Genomic DNA, 19,829 nt, shown 5'->3' on the forward strand with positions numbered 1-19,829 from the left:
TGTAGGAGCGAGCAAGCTCGCTCCTACAGTTTTTTATGCCGCGCCGTCGAGGAATTGCTCGGCGTAGTGGCAAGCCACTTGGCGGCCGTCGAGCAGGCGCAGGGCCGGCTCTTCGGTGCTGCAACGCTCGGTGGCGTACGGGCAGCGCTTGTGGAAAGCGCAGCCGGACGGCGGGTTCAGCGGGTTGGGCAATTCGCCGACGATCTTGATTTTCGGCTTGTTCGGATCCGGGTGGATGGCTGGCGTCGCCGACAACAGCGCCTGGGTGTAGGGGTGCAGAGGACGAGAGTAAATGTCCTCTTTCGAGCCCATTTCCACCGGACGACCGAGGTACATCACCATCACGTGGTCGGCAACGTGGCGTACCACCGCCAGGTTGTGGGAGATGAACACATAGGCGGTGTTGAACTCCTGCTGCAAATCCATGAACAGGTTGAGCACCTGCGCCTGAATCGACACGTCCAGCGCCGAGGTCGGTTCGTCCGCTACCAGCACTTTCGGTTGCAGCATCATTGCCCGGGCCAGGGCGATCCGCTGGCGTTGACCGCCGGAGAACATGTGCGGATAACGCTGGTAGTGCTCGGGACGCAAGCCCACCTGCTTCATCATCGCCTGGACTTTCTCGCGACGTTCCGCGGCGCTGAGGTTGGTGTTGATCAATAATGGCTCTGCAAGCTGATCACCGACTTTTTGCCGTGGGTTCAACGATGCGTACGGGCTCTGGAACACCATCTGCACGTCTTTGCGCAGTTGTTTGCGCTGGGCCTTGTCGGCACCGGCGACTTCCTGTCCGGCAATTTTCAAGGAACCGGAGGACGGCTCTTCGATCAGGGTCAAGGCCCGGGCCAGGGTGGACTTGCCGCAACCCGACTCGCCTACGACAGCGAGGGTCTTGCCGGCTTCCAGTTCGAACGACACGCCGTTGAGGGCGCGCACAGTGGCGTGACCCTTGAACAGGCCTCGGGACACCTCGTAGTGACGGGTCAGGTCGCGGGCGGTAAGAACGACGGCCATTACGCCACCTCCTGGTTCAGCGGGTAGAAGCAGCGAGCGAGGCTGTTGCTTTTCTGGTCTAGTGCCGGACGTTGTTGACGGCAGTTGTCTTTCACGTAAGGGCAGCGCGGCGACAGCAGGCAACCCTGTGGACGGTCGTAGCGACCGGGAACGATGCCCGGCAGGGTCGACAGGCGCGAGGCGCCCAGGCTGTGTTCCGGAATCGCCTTGAGCAGCGCTTCGCTGTACGGGTGCGCAGGGATGTCGAACAGTTGCGGCACCTGGCCGACTTCGACCGCTTGGCCGGCGTACATCACGCACACGCGCTGGGCGGTTTCGGCCACGACGGCGAGGTCGTGGGTGATCAGCACCAGGCCCATGTTCTGCTCTTTCTGCAGCGCCAGCAGCAGGTCCATGATCTGCGCCTGAATGGTGACGTCCAGCGCCGTGGTCGGTTCGTCGGCGATCAGCAGTTTCGGTTCGCCGGCAATCGCCATGGCAATCGCGACACGCTGGCTCATACCACCGGACAGTTGATGCGGGTAGGCGTCCATACGGCTCGCGGCACCCGGGATTTCAACTTTTTCCAGCAGTTCGATGGCGCGCTTGCGCGCGGCCTTGCCGGACATTTTCAGGTGCAGGCGCAGCACTTCTTCGATCTGGAAGCCGACGGTGTAGCTCGGGTTCAGCGCGGTCATCGGATCCTGGAAGACCATGGACAGGTCTTTACCGACGATCTGTCGACGCTGGCGATTGTTGAGCTTGAGCATGTTCTTGCCGTCGAAATTCAGGGCGTCGGCGGTGACGATACCCGGATGCTCGATCAGGCCCATCAGCGCCATCATGGTCACGGACTTGCCGGAACCCGATTCGCCAACGATGGCCAGCACTTCGCCCTTGTCCACATTCAGGTCGAGGCCGTCGACCACTGGCGTGGCGTTTTTGTCGCCGAAGCGAACGTTGAGATTCTTGATTTCTAGCAGTGACATGGGAATCTCCTCAGGCGGCGTTCTTGAGTTTCGGGTCCAGCGCGTCGCGCAGGCCGTCACCCATCAAGTTGATTGCCAGCACGCTGAGCAAAATGGTCAAACCAGGCAGGCTCACCACCCACCAGGCGCGTTCGATGTAGTCGCGGGCCGAAGCCAGCATGGTGCCCCACTCAGGGGTTGGCGGTTGTACGCCAAGGCCGAGGAAGCCCAGTGCGGCGGCATCGAGGATCGCCGAGGAGAAGCTCAGGGTGGCCTGAACGATCAGCGGCGCCATGCAGTTAGGCAGCACGGTAACGAACATCAGGCGTGGCAGGCCGGCACCGGCCAGGCGCGCGGCGGTCACGTAGTCGCGGTTCAGTTCGCCCATCACCGCAGCGCGGGTCAGACGAACGTAGGACGGCAGGGACACCACGGCGATGGCGATCACGGTATTGATCAGGCCAGGGCCGAGGATGGCGACGATCGCCACGGCCAGCAGCAGGGACGGCAGGGCCAGCATGATGTCCATCAGGCGCATGATGGTCGGGCCAAGCACGCGCGGGAAGAACCCGGCGAACAGCCCCATCAGGATGCCAGGAATCAGCGACATCACCACCGATGACAAGCCGATCATCAACGACAGGCGCGAGCCAGTGATCAGGCGCGACAGCAGGTCGCGGCCCAGTTCGTCGGTACCGAGCAGGAATTGCAGTTGCCCACCTTCCAGCCAGGCCGGCGGGGTCAGCAGGAAATCGCGGTACTGCTCACTCGGGTCGTGGGGGGCAACCCACGGGGCGAAGATCGCGCAGAAAATCACCAGCAGCATGAACATCAGGCCGGCGACGGCACCTTTGTTCCTGGAGAATGCTTGCCAGAACTCTTTGTACGGAGACGGGTACAGCAGGCTTTGATCGACTGCTACCGATGGAATTGGAGTGGTCATGGTCATGGTCATGATCTCAGCGCTGGTGACGGATGCGTGGGTTGGCAAAGCCGTAGAGGATGTCCACTACGAAGTTGACCACAATCACCAGGCAGGCGATTAACAGGATGCCGTTTTGCACGACGGGGTAATCCCGGGCGCCAATGGCTTCGATCAGCCATTTGCCGATGCCGGGCCACGAGAAGATGGTTTCGGTCAGGACCGCACCGGCCAGCAGGGTACCAACTTGCAGGCCAACCACGGTCAGTACCGGAATCAACGCGTTACGCAGACCGTGCACGAACACCACGCGCGACGGCGACAGGCCTTTGGCCTTGGCGGTACGAATGTAGTCTTCACGCAGCACTTCGAGCATCGAGGAACGGGTCATCCGCGCGATCACCGCCAGCGGGATGGTACCCAGCACGATGGCCGGCAGGATCAGGTGATGCAGAGCATCGAGGAACGCGTCGACGTCATCGGCCAGCAGCGTATCGATCAGCATGAAGCCGGTGCGTGGCTCGATGTCGTAGAGCAGGTCGATCCGCCCGGACACTGGGGTCCAGCCCAGCGACACCGAGAAGAACATGATCAGGATCAGGCCCCACCAGAAGATCGGCATCGAATATCCCGCCAGGGAGATGCCCATCACCCCATGGTCGAACAGGGATCCTCGCTTGAGTGCCGCGATCACTCCGGCCAAGAGTCCCAGGACACCGGCGAACAACAGCGCGGCCGAGGACAGTTCCAGGGTCGCGGGGAACAGAGAGGTGAATTCGGTCCAGACGCTTTCACGGGTACGCAGGGATTCACCGAGATCGCCGTGGGCCAGTTTGCCGATGTAATCCAGGTATTGGGCATACAGGGGTTTGTTCAGACCTAGGCGTTCCATTGCCTGAGCGTGCATTTCGGGATCGACCCTACGTTCTCCCATCATGACTTCCACGGGGTCGCCCGGGATCATGCGAATCAACGCGAAAGTCAGCAAGGTGATACCGAAGAACGTGGGGATCAGTAACCCCAGTCGGCGGGCAATAAAACTAAACATCGTGTGTTGTACCTCATCAGCCGGTTAGGCGTGCCCGGCATGCCTGGGTCAGGCATGCCGGGAGTTTTCTTATTACTTCACCTGGGTGGTGGCGAAGTTATTCGTGGTGAGGGGGCTAATGTGATAGCCCTCTACGTTGTTGCGCATTGCGGTAAACATTCTAGTGTGCGCCAAGCTGATCCACGGCTGGTCCTGGTTAAAAATGACCTGGGCCTGCTCGTACAGGGCTGCACGCTCGGCCGGGTCGGTTTTTTCCCGGGCCTGATCGATCAGGGCCTGGAACTTGTCATTGCACCAGCGTGCGTAGTTTTCGCCGTTCTTGGCCGCATCACAACTGAGCATAGGCGTCAGGAAGTTATCCGGGTCGCCGTTATCGCCCGCCCATCCGGCGGAAACCATGTCGTGCTCGCCGTTTTTCGCGCGTTTGAGCATTTCGCCCCATTCCATCACGCGAATGTCGATCTTGATCCCGACCTTGGCCAGGTCGGCCTGCATCATCTGCGCACCGAGCATCGGGTTCGGGTTGGTTGCACCGCCTCCGTTGCGGGTGAACAGGGTGAAGGTGGTGCCTTCCGGTACGCCGGCTTCCTTGAGCAGGGCGCGGGCCTTGTCCAGGTCACGGGCCGGGTTCTTCAGTGTGTGGTTGTAGCCCAGCAGGGTGTCCGGGAACGGGTTGACTGCGGCTGTTGCATTGCCCTTGCCGAATAGCGCGTTGACAGCCGCTTCCTTGTCGAAGGCGATGTCGATGGCTTTACGCACCCGTACATCGCTCAGGTACTTGTGCGTGGTGTTGATGGCGATGTACGCGACGGTCATCGCATTCAGCTCATCGACTTTCAGCTTGTCGTCTTTCTTGATGCTCGGAATGTCATCCGGTTTTGGATACAGCGCGACCTGGCACTCGTTTGCCTTTAGCTTCTGCAGGCGCACGTTGTTGTCGGTGGCGATGGCCAGGATCAGCGCATCAGCCGGAGGCTTGCCGCGGAAGTAGTCCAGGTTGGCCTTGAAGCGTACCTGGGCGTCCTTGTTGTAACGCTGGAAGACGAACGGGCCGGTGCCGACCGGCTTGTTGTTCAGGTCACCGCTCTTGTTCGCCTTGAGCAACTGGTCGGCATACTCGGCGGAATAGATCGAGGAGAACGCCATGGCGATGTCGGCCAGGAACGGTGCTTCAGGACGGGTCAGGGTGAACTTGACCGTGTTGTCGTCGACTTTCTCGACGCTCTTGAGCAGCTCCTTGAAGCCCATGCTTTCAAAGTACGGGAAGCCCACGCTCGACAGTTTGTGCCACGGATGATTCGGGTCCAGCTGGCGCTGGAAGCTCCAGACCACATCGTCGGCATTCATGTCGCGGGTCGGCTTGAAGTATTCGGTGGTGTGGAACTTGACGCCTTTACGTAGATGGAACGTGTAGCTCAGGCCGTCTTCGCTGATATCCCAGGATTCGGCCAGCGCCGGAATCACTTCGGTGGTACCGGGCTTGAAGTCTGCCAGGCGATTGAAGATGGTTTCGGCCACCGCATCGGCTGTGACTGCAGTCGTGTACTGGACCATGTCGAAGCCTTCGGGGCTGTTTTCGGTACAAACCACCAGGGGTTTGGCCGAGACACCGACAGCGACACTGAGCAACGCAGCCGCGATGGCCGCACGTAGGGGAAGCATTTTCATCAAGAACCCTCTGCAATCAGTTAAAGGACAAAAGCCCAACGGCCGACTCGTCAATGAATCAGCCGTTCGGCAGCGGCATTACAGGATGTTGAACGGAACCGTGGTCACGAGACGGAACTCGTTGATGCTGCCGTCAGCCTGGTTTTCGCTGGCACGGTGAGCGGTGTAGGTGCCGCGGATCGTGGTGGCCTTGAGCGGGCCGCTCTGCACGGCGTAAGTCGCGCCGATGCCGTATTCATAGTGGTGTTCGCCATCCTGGGACTGGATGCCGTCGTAACCCTTGCCGGCCACGCCGCCGTTGCCGGTGTAGTGAGTACCGTCGATGCCCCAACCGCGAGCCTGGTAGATGTTGAACTTCAGGCCTGGCACGCCGTATTCGGCCATGTTCAGACCGTAGGCAACCTGGAACGATTTTTCGTTCGGGCCGTTGAAGTCCGACAGCAGGGAGTTGGCCAGGTAGATGCCGTTGGTTTCGTGCAGGTAGTCGAAGTACTCGTTACCGTTCACTTCCTGGTACGAGAAGGTCAGGGTGTGGGCCTGGTGGGTCAGGCCGAACGACAGCGAGTAGGTGTCGTTGTCGATATCGCCGATCAGGGCTTTACCGGTTTCCTTGGTTTTGTAGTAGTTCAGGCCGGTGGTCAGGCTCAGTACCTGGCTGTCGCCCAGTACGTGGGAGGCGCCGAAGTAGTACTGGTTCCAGATGTCTTCAGCCTGGGTCGCCCAGAGGCTGGTGGTCAGGCTGGCGAGCGGGTTGTAGGTGATACCGCCGGTGTAGATGTGGTCGGTTTCGACGATGCCGTTGGCGTATTCGGTGCGGAATTTGCGCAGGCTTTCTTCGGTACGCGGTGAGTTGCGGTCGAAGGTGGCCAGGTCGAAGGCCAGGTTGTTCAGTTCTTCGCTGTGGATGGCCACGCCCTGGAAGCTCGAAGGCAGTGCACGGTTCCCGATCACGTCGACCATCGGGCTGCTGAAGTTCATGCGGCCGGCAGTCAGGGTGCTGTTGGAGACACGGGCCTTGACGTTGGCCAGGCCCAGCTTGCTCCACTGTCCTTGAGCGTCGCCGCCTTCCTTGGTCAGGGTGCGGTTGTTGCCCGCGCCTGGACGAGAGCCCGGGGCGCCACCGTTGTTGGATGCCAGGTCTTTGCGGTCCCGGTCCAAGGCAACGGCGTTGTACGCCGCCACTTCAGTGCTGAAACCGACAGTGCCTTCGGTGAAGCCCGAGTTGTACTTGAGGATGGTGCCCTGGACCCAGTTGATCCGGCGATCGGTCGGGGTCGAAACGCCGTCTTTCTTGTAGGCGAACTTGGCGCCACGTTGCAATTGCTCGTTGGCGTACCAGTTACGCGTGGTGCCGGTGATCGACTGGCCTTCGACAAAGCCGGTGGCTTCGCTTTGGGCGCTTTTCTCGTTCACGGTAACCGGGGTGAAAGCCTGGCTTTGGGTTTCTGCGTAAGCCGTGGCGGTTACGCTGCTTATGGCCAAGGCCAATAACGCGGTGCTGCTCAGTTTCATGGGTAAAGCTCCTTACTTTCTTTTTTTATGCCGGTCTTTTTTTGTGATCCGGCTATTGGTTTAGAACTCATTCACGGCATCGCAAACGTTTGCTGCCAGCCAAATTGGCAAAAGACGGCAAAGCGTCTGCGTGAGGGCGGAAAAATCCGCCCCCCGGCATTTCTGGCTAATCGGTTATTTTTCTATGCTGACACCCGAGAAAACATTGCGACCGAACGGGCTCACCTTGAACCCTTCGATTTTGGCGCTCAGCGGCTGGTTGACCGTTGAGTGGGCGACTGGCGTGATCGGCACCTGCTGCTTGAGGTACTGCTGCGCCTGTTTGTATAGCAGGGTGCGCTGGTCACGGTCGGTGACGACCTTGGCCTGCTTGATCAGCTTGTCGTAGGCCGGATCACACCACATCGAGTAGTTGTTGCCGCCAATGGCGTCGCAGCTGTAGAGCGTGCCCAGCCAGTTGTCCGGATCACCGTTGTCACCAGTCCAGCCGATCAGGCTGATGTCGTGTTCGCCGTTCTTGGTGCGCTTGATGTACTCGCCCCACTCATAGCTGACGATCTTGACCTTGAGGCCGATCTTCGCCCAGTCAGCCTGGAGCATCTCGGCCATCAACTTGGCGTTGGGGTTGTACGGACGCTGGACCGGCATGGCCCAGAGGGTGATTTCAGTGCCTTCCTTGACGCCGGCAGCCTTGAGCAGCTCCTTGGCTTTTTCCGGGTTGTAGGCGACGTCCTTGATCGTGTCGTCGTAGGACCATTGGGTCGGCGGCATGGCGTTGACCGCCAGTTGCCCCGCACCCTGATAAACGGCATTGAGAATGCCTTGCTTGTTCACCGCCATGTCCAGCGCCTGGCGCACTTCGAGCTGGTCGAACGGCTTGTGGCGCACGTTGTAGGCGATGTAGCCGAGGTTGAAACCAGGCTTCTCGATCAGTTGCAGGGCCGGGTCGTTCTTCAGCGCGGTCACATCGGCAGGGCGCGGGTGCAGGGTGATCTGGCACTCGCCGGCCTTGAGTTTCTGCACGCGCACCGAGGCGTCGGTGTTGATGGCGAAAATCAGGTTGTCGAGCTTGACCCGGCTCGGGTCCCAGTAATGCTGGTTGCCGGTGTAACGGATGTTCGAGTCTTTCTGGTAGCTCTTGAACACGAACGGCCCGGTGCCGATCGGCTTCTGGTTGATGTCGCTCGGCTTGCCTTCGGCCAGCAGCTTTTCGGCGTATTCGGCCGAAAGGATGGCGGCGAAGCTCATGGCGATGTTCTGGATGAACGCGGCGTCCACGCTGTTGAGCGTCATGACCACGGTCAGCGGCCCGGTCTTTTCGACCTTGGCGATGTTCTTGTTCAGGCTCATGCCGTTGAAGTACGGAAACTCTGTCGGATAAGCCTTACGGAAAGGTTGTTGCGGATCGAGCATGCGATTGAACGTGAACAGCACGTCATCGGCATTGAAATCGCGGGTCGGCGTGAAGTACTTGGTGGTATGAAACTTCACCCCTTCGCGCAGGTGAAAGGTGTATTTGAGGCCGTCCTCGGAAATATCCCAGCTCGTGGCCAGGCCCGGTACGACGTTGGTCGCGCCTTTTTCAAACTCTGCCAACCGGTTGTACAGCGGTTCGGCGGCGTCGTTGTCGGTCGCAGTGGTGTACTGCGCCGTGTCGAAACCGGCGGGACTGCCTTCGGAGCAGAACACCAGGCTGTTGTTGGCGGCCTGGCTGATGGAAGTGGCGGCCAACAGGCCGGTGCCCAGCAATGCGGATAAAACCAAGGTATGGCGCATAACGCTTCCTTTTCTCTCAAAGTGTTGTCAATGAGCCGCCGTCCCGTCAGCGGACGTAGAGGCATCATTGATTTCAAGCCATGCACGCAGCAGTAACCGATGACCCACGCATGCACTGGTCGGATCCCGACGGTATGAGCCACGGGTCCGGCAGTAAATGCGTAAAGTCCTAAAGGCTCGTAGGAAATGGCAACGCGTCCTCCCCCGATGCTGTAGTCAGCTGCGGATTTGGATGTAGGCAAATTCCTGCTTTCTCGGTAGATAAAGCTACGGCGACGTCAGAAACGTCGCCGTAGCAATGTCTTACTTGCTGACGCTGACGCCGTAGAAGGAGTTCAAGCCAAATGGGCTGATCTTGAAATCCTGCACGTTGGCGCGCATGGGTTGGAACACCGTCGAGTGAGCGATAGGTGTCATGGGCACAGCATCTTTGAGCACGTGTTGCGCTTGTTTGTAGAGCTCGGTGCGCTTGCCTTGGTCTGAAGTGCGCTTGGCTTGCTTGACGATGTCGTCAAACTTCTTGTCGCACCATTTGGAGAAGTTGTTGCCTTCCAGCGAGTCGCAGCCGAACAGCACGTTCAGCCAGTTGTCCGGATCACCATTGTCACCGCTCCAGCCAATCAGCATCGCCTGGTTTTCGCCACCTTTGGAGCGCTTGATGTACTCGCCCCACTCGTAGCTCTGGATCTTGACCTTGAGGCCGATCTTGGACCAGTCGGACTGCAGCATTTCTGCCATCAGTTTGGCGTTCGGGTTGTATGGACGCTGCACCGGCATCGCCCAGAGAACGATTTCGGTACCATCTTTCACGCCGGCTTCCTTGAGCAGCTCTTTGGCTTTCTCAGGGTTGTACGGCGCATCCTTGATGGTGGTGTCGTAGGACCACTGGGTCGGAGGCATGGCGTTGACGGCCAGTTGGCCAGCGCCCTGGTACACGGAGTCGATGATCTGTTGCTTGTTGACCGCCATGTCCAGTGCCTGGCGCACCTTCAGCTCGGCCAGCGGGTTCGCATCGGTTTGTCCCTTGACCTTGGGCATCACGTTGTAGGCGATGTAGCCCAGGTTGAAACCAGCCTGGTCAGGCAGCTTCAGGGTTTTGTCTTCACGCAGCGCCTTCAGGTCGGCCGGACGAGGGAACAGGGTGACCTGGCACTCGTTCTTCTTCAGCTTCTGGATACGTACCGACGGGTCGGTGGTGATGGCGAAGATCAGGTTGTCGATCTTCACGTCGTCAGGCTTCCAGTAGTCCTTGTTCCCGGAGTAGCGGATGTTGGAGTCTTTCTGGTAGCTCTTGAATACGAACGGGCCGGTGCCGATCGGCTTCTGGTTGATGTCGGCAGCCTTGCCTTCCTTGAGCAGCTGGGCAGCGTACTCGGCGGACTGGATCGAGGCGAAGCTCATGGCCATGTTCTGGATGAACGCGGCATCAACGTCTTTGAGGGTGAACTTGACAGTTTTGTCGTCGACTTTATCGATCTTGGTGATGTTGGTATCCATCCCCATGTCGGTGAAGTACGGGAATTCGGTCGGGTAGGCTTTGCGGAACGGGTCATCCTTGTTAATCATGCGATTAAAGGTGAACAGCACGTCGTCGGCGTTGAACTCACGAGTCGGCTTGAAATACGGGGTGGTGTGGAACTTGACGCCTTCACGCAAGTGGAAGGTGTACGTCAGGCCGTCATCGGAGACGTCCCAACTGGTTGCCAGACCAGGAATAACGGCGGTGCCGCCGCGCTCGAACTGGGTGAGGCGGTTGAACATGGTTTCTGCAGAGGCGTCGAAGTCGGTTCCGGTGGTGTATTGACCTGGATCGAAACCGGCCGGGCTCCCTTCGGAGCAGAACACCAGGTTAGTCGCTGCTTGGGCGAACGGTGCGCTGGCTAGCAAGCTTGCGCCAACTAAGAACGGAATGACCGCGTGTTTAAGCATGGTGGCCTCATGATTTGTTGTCATTTTTGGAATTAGAGGACGACCTCGTGAGTCGTGCCTGCGGATACTTATGCAGGGGCCATACCCAATGCAAGATCCAGAGTGACTACAAGCCTGAAACGGTGGTACGAACGTACCTTAATGTCGCATTTGTATAAATCCTGACGTATTTTACCGTTTGCGCGACATTTTCACGGTGCAAACGACGCACTTTCACGGTGCGTCCTGAGCGCAGGGTGCTCCCGATCAGGGCGGGGTGTTACTTATTTATACCCCGTTTTGTGAGGTGGGTATGGCGTGAATAAGAGTGGTTATTGTTGCACCGATAGTGGCCAATCAATCTCAGTTGCACCCGGTGCAACTGCCGGCTTTTCTCAGTGGACTCTCCAGTTATAGCTCATGCCTGAAAACAGCCCCCCCCCAAAAAAAAAAAAAAGAAACGGCGATCATGTGAGTGATCGCCGTTTTTTTTATTTAGAGGCTATCGAATCAAGGCATCAGCACTTCAATCGAGCCATCCGCGGTCATGCTGACCTGGCTGGTGCCGGCTTCAACATCTGGCGTCACTGGTGCGGCGTCCATGGCGGCGGCTTTCATCATCATCGGCGCGCGCAGGTAAGGCTGTGGATAACCGTTGCTGTTGAGGTTCAGGTTGACGATTTTGTAGCTCTTGCCGCCGAGGGCGTCGGTGGCCAGTTGGGCGCGGGCCTTGAAGGCGGTCACGGCGTCCTTGAGCAGGGCGTCTTCGCTGGCTTTGCGGGTCGGGGTGGCGATGGCGAAGTCCATGCCGCCCATTTTCAGGTCGGTGAGCAGTTCGCCGGTCAGCTTCGACAGCGCGGCGAAGTCCGAGCTTTCCAGGCGCAATTCGGCGCGCTCGCGCCAGCCGGTGATTTTCTGGCCTTTGGTATCGTAGATCGGGTAGCTGTTGCGACTGCCCTGACGCAGGGTGATGTCCTTGACTTTCTTGGCCTGGGCCAGCGCCTTGTTCATTGCAGTGCTGACGTCGGCGGCGAGTTTGGCCGGGTCGCTATTCTGTTCTTCGGTGTAGAGGGTCACGATCATCAAGTCGCGGGCCACTTCCTGACTGACTTCGGCGCGCAGGGAAATCTGGTTGTAATGCAGCTCGTCGGCAGCCAGGGCCGGGAGGCTGGTGACGGTGCCAACACTCAGGGCGAGGAGGGCGGCGCTGCGGCGGAATCTGTACATGAAGGCTCCTTGAAAGGTGCGCAGGGGTATGGTCCGGGCCTGCGTGAAACCATCAGACTCTAGCTTTTATGCTCCGGTTCGCACAGTTACAACTTCTATACAGATGCATGGCTGCTGCTCGCTGTTTGTAGGAGCTGGCTTGCCAGCGATGGAGTCCTGGGCGCCGCGTTTATCCTGAATGCGCGCGTTATCGTTAACGTCCATCGCTGGCAAGCCAGCTCCTACATGTGGCCGTTTGCCGCACTTTTGCCTGTCAGCCCCCGCGCTTGGTTATACTCCCTGCGATCCGCCTGGAGCGCTCATCAGGAGAGCTCATGCTCGCCCCCGTTCAAATCACTTCCGCCACTCGCCAGAACCTCTGGCGGCTGACGTTCATCCGCACCTTGGTGCTGGCCGCCCAGGCCGGTTCCGTGGGCCTGGCCTACTGGCTCCAATTGCTGCCACTGCCCTGGTTTCAATTGGCCGCGACCCTCGGTTGTTCGATGCTGTTGTGCGTGTTCACGGCGATTCGCCTGCGTACTTCGTGGCCGGTGACCGAGCTCGAATACGCCGTGCAACTGGCCTGCGACCTGTTTATCCACAGCGCCTTGCTGTATTTCTCCGGCGGCTCGACCAACCCCTTCGTCTCCTATTACCTGGTGCCGCTGACCATTGCCGCGGTGACGTTGCCATGGCGTTATTCGGTGATCCTGTCGGGTATCGCGCTGACGATGTACACGCTGTTGCTGGCACAGTTCTACCCACTGCAAACCTTTCCGATCGCTCGGGAAAACCTGCAGGTGTACGGGATGTGGTTGAGCTTCGCCCTCGCCGCCGCAGTGATCACGTTCTTCGCCGCGCGCATGGCCGAAGAGCTGCGCCGTCAGGAAGAGCTGCGCGCCATTCGTCGCGAAGAAGGCTTGCGCGATCAGCAACTGCTGGCCGTCGCCACCCAGGCCGCCGGTGCGGCCCATGAACTGGGCACGCCGCTGGCGACCATGAGTGTGCTACTCAAGGAAATGCGTCAGGACCACCATGACCCGATGTTGCAGGATGACCTGAGCGTGCTGCAGGATCAGGTCAAGTTGTGTAAAGAGACCTTGCAGCATCTGGTGCGCGCCGCCGAGGCCAATCGCCGGTTGGCGGTGGAGATGCAGGACGTCACCGATTGGCTTGATGAAGCCCTCAATCGCTGGCACCTGATGCGCCCGGAAGCCAGTTATCGCTTCCAGCGCCTCGGCCAGGGCGCAGTACCGCGCATGGCGCCGCCGCCGGACTTGACCCAGGCCTTGCTGAATCTATTGAACAACGCCGCCGATGCCTGCCCCGAAGGGCTGCAAGTGACGCTGGACTGGGATTGGGAAAACCTCACCATCAGCATCCGTGACCATGGCGCCGGTGTGCCGCTGGCCATCGCCGAGCAAATCGGCAAACCGTTTTTTACCACCAAGGGCAAAGGCTTCGGCCTGGGCCTGTTTTTGAGCAAGGCCAGCGTGACACGCGCCGGCGGCTCAGTGAAACTCTACAGTCATGAGGAAGGCGGCACGCTCACCGAGCTGCGCCTGCCCCGTGTCGCCCGAGGAGACGAACATGAGTGAAGAGATCCAAGTCGAAGGCGAAGAACTGCCGCATTTGCTGCTGGTCGATGACGACGCCACGTTCACCCGCGTCATGGCCCGCGCCATGGCCCGCCGCGGTTTTCGCGTCAGCACTGCCAGTTCCGCCGAAGAAGGCCTGGAACTGGCCAAGGCCGATCTGCCGGATTACGCCGCCCTGGACCTGAAGATGGACGGCGATTCGGGCCTGGTGCTGCTGCCCAAGTTGCTGGAAATGGACCCGGAAATGCGCGTGGTGATCCTCACCGGTTATTCGAGCATTGCCACCGCCGTCGAGGCGATCAAGCGCGGTGCCTGCAACTACCTGTGCAAACCGGCGGACGCCGACGACGTGCTGGCGGCGCTGCTGTCCGAACACGCTGACCTCGACAGCCTGGTGCCGGAAAACCCGATGTCCGTGGACCGCCTGCAGTGGGAGCACATCCAGCGCGTGCTGACCGAGCACGAAGGCAACATCTCGGCCACGGCCCGTGCCCTGGGCATGCACCGTCGCACCCTGCAGCGCAAACTGCAGAAGCGTCCCGTTCGTCGCTGAACCTGCGCTGAACGAATGCAGGCCGTATCTCACGACAAACCGAACCGATCATCTATGATCGGTTCGTGCGTGTTCTTTTCTCTATCGAGCCTTATCCATGAATCAGAACGCTGAGTATTCCGCGGTCAACGACGCCGTGCGCGGGCAGTTTTTTCGCAAAGTGTGGGCGATGATCACGCCTTACTGGCGCAGCGAGGAGAAGGTCAAGGCCTGGACGCTGCTGATCGCGGTGATTGCGTTGTCGCTGATCAGTGTGGGGATCTCGGTGTGGTTCAACACCTGGTACAAGGACTTCTACAACGCCCTGCAAAAGAAGGACGAGGCGGCGTTCTGGCAACTGATCCTGTACTTCTGCGCGATTGCGGCGGTGGCGATCGTCGGTGCGGTGTACCGCCAGTACCTGACGCAGATGCTGACGATCCGCTGGCGGGCATGGCTCACCGAAAAGCATTTCACTCGCTGGTTGGGTGATAAAAACTACTACCAGCTCGAGCAGGGCGGTTACACCGATAACCCGGACCAGCGGATTTCCGAAGACCTCAACAACTTCACCTCCAACACCCTTGAGTTGGGGATCGGGTTGCTGCGCAATATCGTCAGCCTGGTGTCGTTCTCGATCATTCTGTGGGGCGTGTCGGGCAGCATTGAAGTATTCGGCATCACCATTCCCGGCTACATGTTCTGGTGCGTGCTGGTTTACGCCGTGGTGGGCAGTTGGCTGACGCATTTGATCGGTCGTCGCCTGATCGGCCTGAACAACCAGCAACAACGCTTCGAAGCCGACCTGCGTTTCTCCATGGTGCGGATTCGCGAGAATGCCGAAAGCATCGCGTTGTACAACGGCGAGCCGAACGAAAATCGTCGGTTGAGCAGTCGCTTCGGGATGGTCTGGCATAACTTCTGGGACATCATGAAGGTGTCCAAGCGCCTGACATTCTTCACCGCCGGTTACAGTCAGGCCGCCATCATTTTCCCCTTCATGGTTGCCGCGCCGCGTTACCTCTCCGGAAAGATCGAACTGGGCGAGCTGATGCAAATCAGCTCGGCATTTGGCAATGTGCAGGAGAGTTTCAGCTGGTTCATCAGCGCGTACCAGAGCCTCGCTTCCTGGCGCGCCACCTGCGATCGTCTGCTGAGCTTCCACCAGGCCATGCGTGACAACGAAGAGCGTGCGCCGGCCATCGACGTACAGAATTCGGGCTCGGTGCTGAAGGTGCACAACCTCGGCCTCGACCTGGCTGAAGGTCGTCACCTGCTGACCAACGCCGACATGACCGTGGAGGAGGGCGACCGTGTGATGCTCAGCGGTCGTTCCGGCAGCGGCAAGTCGACCTTGCTGCGGGCGATGGGCCATTTGTGGCCGGCCGGCCACGGCAGTATTCGCCTGCCAGCGGCGCGTTACCTGTTCCTGCCGCAAAAACCGTATTTGCCGATTGGCACCCTGCGTGATGTTCTCAGTTATCCACAGGCTGGCGATATCTATCCGAACGAACGCTACGTGCAGGTCTTGGAAACCTGTCGCTTGCCGCACCTGATTGCCCGTCTCGACGAAGCCAACCACTGGCAGCGCATGTTGTCCCCGGGTGAGCAGCAGCGCCTGGCCTTTGCCCGTGCGCTGCTTTATGCACCGCAATGGCTGTATATGGACGAAGCGACCTCGGCGATGGACGAAGAGGACGAGGCCACGCTGTATCAGGCGCTGATCGACGAGTTGCCGGGGTTGAGCATTGTCAGCGTCGGCCATCGCAGCAGCTTGAAGCGCTTCCACCCACGGCACATCCGTATCGAGAATGGCCATCTGGTGGACCAGGCCGTGACCGCCTGAACACCGCAAAACCTTGTAGGAGCGAGCTTGCTCCGGGCGGCGCTCCGACGATGGACTTGAAAGCGCCGCGTTTATTCAGAAAGCACGCGTTATCGTTAACCTCCATCGCGAGCAGGCTCGCTCCTACAGGGGTGTGGTGATCGTACAACCGCGTTGCGCTATGATGCGCTTTCAGCAGCCGAACTTTTCGAGACAGATGTTCACCATGGAAAACCCGAACGACGCACCACGCCTCCCACGCAAGCGCCGCAGCCTCGCTCAGGAACTGGTGACGGTGCTGTCCGAGCAGATCCGCGACGGTCATCTCAAGCGTGGCGACAAGTTGCCCACCGAGTCGGCCATCATGGATGCCCATGGCGTCAGCCGCACCGTGGTGCGCGAAGCGATTTCCCGCTTGCAGGCGGCGGGGCAGGTTGAAACCCGCCACGGTATCGGCACCTTCGTGCTCGACACGCCGAGCCCGAGCGGTTTCCGTATCGACCCGGCGACCGTGGTGACCTTGCGAGATGTGCTGGCGATCCTGGAGCTGCGCATCAGTCTCGAAGTGGAGTCTGCCGGGCTGGCGGCGCAACGCCGCAGTCCGGAGCAACTGGCCAACATGCGCGCCGCCCTCGATGCGTTGAACGAAAGCGCCGCTCATGCCAGTGATGCCGTGGCGTCGGACTTCGCCTTCCACCTCGAAATCGCGTTGTCCACCGGCAACCGCTACTTCACCGACATCATGACCCACCTGGGCACCAGCATCATTCCGCGCACCCGGCTGAATTCCGCGCGCCTGGCCCATGACGACCAGCAGCACTACATGAGTCGCCTGAGCCGTGAGCACGAGGAAATCTACGACGCCATTGCCCGTCAGGATTCCGATGCGGCGCGGGCGGCCATGCGTTTGCACCTGACCAACAGCCGTGAACGGTTGCGTCATGCCCATGAAGAGGCTGAGGCGCAGCGGGGGTAAGTAATCTACCCTTGTCCTCCATCGTCTGAACTACCGCTATCGTGAGCAGGCTCGCTCCTACAGTGGATCTCGCAACACTGAAGATCACTGTAGGAGCGAGCCTGCTCGCGATAGGGCCGTAAGCCATAAAACAAATCCAGTAGCTTTCCCGCATCTTCCGACAACGTATCTCTCAAGCGACCGTTTATCACGGTGCTCGCAACTGTCCTTCCCTCGCGAAAACCCGCTAAAACTCAGGCCGACAGCCTTTCTTGTCGAACAATTTTCACCCTGCGCGATGAAATGCAGTTGACGGTTGTATTTTAAGTTGTACGATGACCTACAACTTCGGCGCAAGCTGAACGGTTTTCTCACACATAACGTCGCTACCCAGGGTGTTCGAATAATGAATCCACAAGAACTGAAGTCCATCCTCTCTGCCGGTCTGCTGTCTTTCCCGGTCACCGATTTCAATGCTCAGGGCGACTTCAATCGCGCGGGTTACATCAAGCGTCTCGAATGGCTGGCCCCATACGGCGCCTCGGCGCTGTTCGCTGCGGGCGGCACCGGTGAGTTCTTCTCTCTGGCGGCCAGCGAATATTCGGAAATCATCAAGACCGCCGTCGACACCTGCGCCACCAGCGTGCCGATTCTGGCTGGCGTGGGCGGTTCGACCCGTCAAGCCATCGAATACGCTCAGGAAGCCGAGCGTCTGGGCGCCAAAGGTCTGTTGCTGCTGCCGCACTACCTGACCGAAGCCAGCCAGGACGGCGTTGCCGCCCACGTTGAAGCCGTGTGCAAATCGGTCAACATCGGCGTGGTGGTCTACAACCGTAACGTCTGCCGCCTGACCGCGCCGTTGCTGGAACGTCTGGCCGAGCGCTGCCCGAACCTGATCGGCTACAAGGATGGCCTGGGTGATATCGAGTTGATGGTGTCGATCCGTCGCCGCCTCGGTGATCGCTTCAGCTATCTGGGTGGCTTGCCGACCGCCGAAGTCTACGCCGCCGCCTACAAGGCCCTGGGCGTACCGGTCTACTCCTCGGCTGTGTTCAACTTCATCCCGAAAACCGCGATGGACTTCTACCACGCGATCGCTCGTGAAGATCATGCCACCGTCGGCAAGATCATCGACGACTTCTTCCTGCCGTACCTGGACATCCGTAACCGCAAGGCTGGTTATGCCGTGAGCATCGTCAAGGCCGGGGCAAAAATTGCCGGCTACGACGCAGGTCCTGTGCGCGCACCGCTGACCGATCTGACCGGCGAAGAGTACGAAATGCTCGCCGCGCTGATCGACAAGCAAGGTGCGCAATAACACATCCGATTTAACAAGGCCGCTGAGTAATCAGCGGCCTTTTGCGTGAGGAGAACATCTCGTGGCAGAAGCAAAGCGTTTTGATAACTACATCAATGGTGAATGGGTCGCGGGCAGTGATTACTGCGCCAACATCAACCCGTCCGAACTGACCGACACCATTGGCAACTACGCCAAAGCCGATCTGGCTCAGGTCCACGCCGCCATCGACGCTGCTCGCGCCGCGTTCCCGGCCTGGTCCGTTTCGGGCATCCAGGCACGTCACGATTCGCTGGATAAAGTCGGCACTGAAATCCTCGCCCGTCGCGAAGAGCTCGGCACCCTGCTGGCCCGGGAAGAGGGCAAGACCCTGCCTGAAGCCATCGGTGAAGTGACCCGCGCCGGCAACATCTTCAAATTCTTCGCCGGCGAGTGCCTGCGCCTCTCCGGTGACTATCTGCCGTCGGTGCGTCCGGGCGTCAACGTTGAAGTCACTCGCGAAGCCCTTGGCGTGGTCGGTCTGATCACCCCGTGGAACTTCCCGATTGCCATCCCGGCATGGAAAATCGCTCCGGCCCTGGCCTACGGCAACTGCGTCGTGCTCAAGCCGGCGGACCTGGTTCCGGGTTGCGCCTGGGCCCTGGCCGAAATCATCTCCCGCGCAGGCTTCCCGGCCGGTGTGTTCAACCTGGTGATGGGCAGTGGTCGCGTGGTGGGCGATGCACTGGTCAACAGCCCGAAAGTCGATGGCATCAGCTTCACCGGTTCCGTGGGCGTGGGTCGTCAGATCGCCGTCAGCTGCGTATCGCGCCAGGCCAAGGTTCAGCTGGAAATGGGTGGCAAGAACCCGCAGATCATTCTCGACGACGCCGACCTCAAGCAAGCGGTCGAATTGTCGGTACAGAGCGCGTTCTACTCCACCGGCCAGCGTTGCACCGCTTCCAGCCGCTTTATCGTCACCGCCGGCATCCACGACCAGTTTGTCGGAGCCATGGCCGAGCGCATGAAGTCGATCAAGGTCGGCCATGCATTGAAGGCAGGTACCGACATCGGTCCGGTGGTTTCCCAGGCTCAGCTTGAACAGGACATGAAGTACATCGACATCGGCCAGTCCGAAGGTGCACGTCTGGTCAGCGGCGGTGGTCTGGTGACCTGCGATACCGAAGGCTACTTCCTCGCGCCAACCCTGTTTGCCGACAGCGAAGCCTCGATGCGCATCAGCCGTGAAGAGATCTTCGGTCCGGTGGCCAACATCGTCCGCGTCGCCGATTACGAAGCAGCCCTGGCCATGGCCAACGACACCGAGTTCGGTCTGTCGGCGGGCATCGCTACCACGTCCTTGAAGTACGCCAACCACTTCAAGCGCCACTCCCAGGCAGGGATGGTGATGGTCAACCTGCCGACGGCCGGCGTGGATTACCACGTTCCGTTCGGTGGGCGTAAAGGTTCATCCTATGGATCACGTGAGCAAGGTCGCTATGCGCAAGAGTTTTACACCGTTGTGAAGACTGCCTACATCGGTTGATTCACCGCAATACCTCTGTAGGAGCTGCCGCAGGCTGCGATCTTTGCTTTTAAAAATCAAAAGATCGCAGCCTCGTTTCACTCGACAGCTCCTACG

The 19,829-nt window shown here is 59.7% G+C and carries 15 protein-coding genes; 6 read left to right on the forward strand and 9 right to left on the reverse strand.

Features of this window, described 5'->3' with window-relative positions; genetic code table 11:
- Positions 1–33: 33 nt before the first annotated feature.
- From AC1DXW_RS06835 to AC1DXW_RS06875, 9 genes are all read right to left on the reverse strand, one after another.
- Positions 34–1,014: a peptide ABC transporter ATP-binding protein gene (locus AC1DXW_RS06835; RefSeq protein WP_477753386.1), complete on the reverse strand. Its 981-nt coding sequence runs from the start codon at positions 1,012–1,014 to the stop codon at positions 34–36.
- A complete protein-coding gene (locus tag AC1DXW_RS06840; protein WP_477759864.1) occupies positions 1,014–1,982 on the reverse strand; it encodes an ABC transporter ATP-binding protein in 969 nt (322 codons plus the stop codon). Before AC1DXW_RS06840 ends, AC1DXW_RS06835 begins: the two co-directional genes overlap by 1 nt.
- Positions 1,983–1,992: 10 nt before the next feature.
- Positions 1,993–2,904, reverse strand: a complete 912-nt coding sequence (locus AC1DXW_RS06845; RefSeq protein ID WP_477753388.1) for an ABC transporter permease subunit — start codon at positions 2,902–2,904, stop codon at positions 1,993–1,995.
- Between the two features lie 16 nt (positions 2,905–2,920).
- Complete coding sequence (locus tag AC1DXW_RS06850) at positions 2,921–3,931, reverse strand: ABC transporter permease subunit (RefSeq protein WP_477753389.1); 1,011 nt, start codon at positions 3,929–3,931, stop codon at positions 2,921–2,923.
- Positions 3,932–4,003: 72 nt separating this feature from the next.
- On the reverse strand, positions 4,004–5,599 hold the full coding sequence (locus AC1DXW_RS06855; RefSeq protein WP_477753390.1) for an ABC transporter substrate-binding protein: 1,596 nt from the start codon (positions 5,597–5,599) through the stop codon (positions 4,004–4,006).
- Positions 5,600–5,677: 78 nt separating this feature from the next.
- Positions 5,678–7,111: an OprD family porin gene (locus AC1DXW_RS06860; protein WP_477753391.1), complete on the reverse strand. Its 1,434-nt coding sequence runs from the start codon at positions 7,109–7,111 to the stop codon at positions 5,678–5,680.
- A gap of 174 nt (positions 7,112–7,285) precedes the next feature.
- Positions 7,286–8,887, reverse strand: a complete 1,602-nt coding sequence (locus AC1DXW_RS06865; protein ID WP_477753392.1) for an ABC transporter substrate-binding protein — start codon at positions 8,885–8,887, stop codon at positions 7,286–7,288.
- A gap of 303 nt (positions 8,888–9,190) precedes the next feature.
- Positions 9,191–10,816, reverse strand: a complete 1,626-nt coding sequence (locus AC1DXW_RS06870) for an ABC transporter substrate-binding protein (protein ID WP_477753393.1) — start codon at positions 10,814–10,816, stop codon at positions 9,191–9,193.
- Between the two features lie 489 nt (positions 10,817–11,305).
- Complete coding sequence (locus tag AC1DXW_RS06875; RefSeq protein ID WP_477753394.1) at positions 11,306–12,022, reverse strand: SIMPL domain-containing protein; 717 nt, start codon at positions 12,020–12,022, stop codon at positions 11,306–11,308.
- Positions 12,023–12,336: 314 nt separating this feature from the next.
- Between AC1DXW_RS06875 and AC1DXW_RS06880 the strand changes: the two genes are divergently transcribed.
- The 6 genes from AC1DXW_RS06880 to AC1DXW_RS06905 all read left to right on the forward strand — a co-directional run bounded on the left by AC1DXW_RS06880 (position 12,337) and on the right by AC1DXW_RS06905 (position 19,733).
- Positions 12,337–13,599, forward strand: coding sequence for an ATP-binding protein (locus AC1DXW_RS06880; RefSeq protein WP_477759865.1), 1,263 nt, complete (start codon positions 12,337–12,339; stop codon positions 13,597–13,599).
- Positions 13,592–14,152 carry a response regulator transcription factor gene (locus AC1DXW_RS06885; protein ID WP_007981466.1) on the forward strand — a complete coding sequence of 187 codons (561 nt, stop codon included), beginning with the start codon at positions 13,592–13,594 and terminating at the stop codon, positions 14,150–14,152. The genes AC1DXW_RS06880 and AC1DXW_RS06885 overlap by 8 nt, the downstream gene beginning before the upstream one ends.
- Positions 14,153–14,249: 97 nt before the next feature.
- Complete coding sequence (locus AC1DXW_RS06890; protein ID WP_477759866.1) at positions 14,250–15,977, forward strand: ABC transporter ATP-binding protein/permease; 1,728 nt, start codon at positions 14,250–14,252, stop codon at positions 15,975–15,977.
- Between the two features lie 205 nt (positions 15,978–16,182).
- Complete coding sequence (locus AC1DXW_RS06895) at positions 16,183–16,932, forward strand: FadR/GntR family transcriptional regulator (protein WP_008018739.1); 750 nt, start codon at positions 16,183–16,185, stop codon at positions 16,930–16,932.
- Between the two features lie 385 nt (positions 16,933–17,317).
- Positions 17,318–18,229 (forward strand): 5-dehydro-4-deoxyglucarate dehydratase, encoded by a 912-nt coding sequence (gene kdgD, locus AC1DXW_RS06900; RefSeq protein WP_007981458.1) that lies wholly within the window; start codon positions 17,318–17,320, stop codon positions 18,227–18,229.
- 61 nt (positions 18,230–18,290) lie between these two features.
- The gene (locus AC1DXW_RS06905) at positions 18,291–19,733 is read left to right on the forward strand and encodes an aldehyde dehydrogenase family protein (RefSeq protein WP_477753398.1); all 1,443 of its coding nucleotides are present in this window, start codon (positions 18,291–18,293) and stop codon (positions 19,731–19,733) included.
- Positions 19,734–19,829 lie beyond the last annotated feature (96 nt).

This window comes from Pseudomonas sp. P4_C4, assembly GCF_056402055.1.

Excerpts from the sequence above, each read along its gene's own strand:
- AC1DXW_RS06865 (WP_477753392.1), bottom strand. The coding sequence starts at position 8,887 with ATGCGCCATACCTTGGTTTTATCCGCATTGCTGGGCACCGGCCTGTTG.
- AC1DXW_RS06870 (WP_477753393.1), bottom strand. The coding sequence starts at position 10,816 with ATGCTTAAACACGCGGTCATTCCGTTCTTAGTTGGCGCAAGCTTGCTA.
- AC1DXW_RS06835 (WP_477753386.1), bottom strand. The coding sequence starts at position 1,014 with ATGGCCGTCGTTCTTACCGCCCGCGACCTGACCCGTCACTACGAGGTG.
- AC1DXW_RS06875 (WP_477753394.1), bottom strand. The coding sequence starts at position 12,022 with ATGTACAGATTCCGCCGCAGCGCCGCCCTCCTCGCCCTGAGTGTTGGC.
- AC1DXW_RS06855 (WP_477753390.1), bottom strand. The coding sequence starts at position 5,599 with ATGAAAATGCTTCCCCTACGTGCGGCCATCGCGGCTGCGTTGCTCAGT.
- AC1DXW_RS06895 (WP_008018739.1), top strand. The coding sequence starts at position 16,183 with ATGGAAAACCCGAACGACGCACCACGCCTCCCACGCAAGCGCCGCAGC.
- AC1DXW_RS06860 (WP_477753391.1), bottom strand. The coding sequence starts at position 7,111 with ATGAAACTGAGCAGCACCGCGTTATTGGCCTTGGCCATAAGCAGCGTA.
- AC1DXW_RS06890 (WP_477759866.1), top strand. The coding sequence starts at position 14,250 with ATGAATCAGAACGCTGAGTATTCCGCGGTCAACGACGCCGTGCGCGGG.
- AC1DXW_RS06845 (WP_477753388.1), bottom strand. The coding sequence starts at position 2,904 with ATGACCACTCCAATTCCATCGGTAGCAGTCGATCAAAGCCTGCTGTAC.
- kdgD (WP_007981458.1), top strand. The coding sequence starts at position 17,318 with ATGAATCCACAAGAACTGAAGTCCATCCTCTCTGCCGGTCTGCTGTCT.
- AC1DXW_RS06840 (WP_477759864.1), bottom strand. The coding sequence starts at position 1,982 with ATGTCACTGCTAGAAATCAAGAATCTCAACGTTCGCTTCGGCGACAAA.
- AC1DXW_RS06880 (WP_477759865.1), top strand. The coding sequence starts at position 12,337 with ATGCTCGCCCCCGTTCAAATCACTTCCGCCACTCGCCAGAACCTCTGG.
- AC1DXW_RS06885 (WP_007981466.1), top strand. The coding sequence starts at position 13,592 with ATGAGTGAAGAGATCCAAGTCGAAGGCGAAGAACTGCCGCATTTGCTG.
- AC1DXW_RS06850 (WP_477753389.1), bottom strand. The coding sequence starts at position 3,931 with ATGTTTAGTTTTATTGCCCGCCGACTGGGGTTACTGATCCCCACGTTC.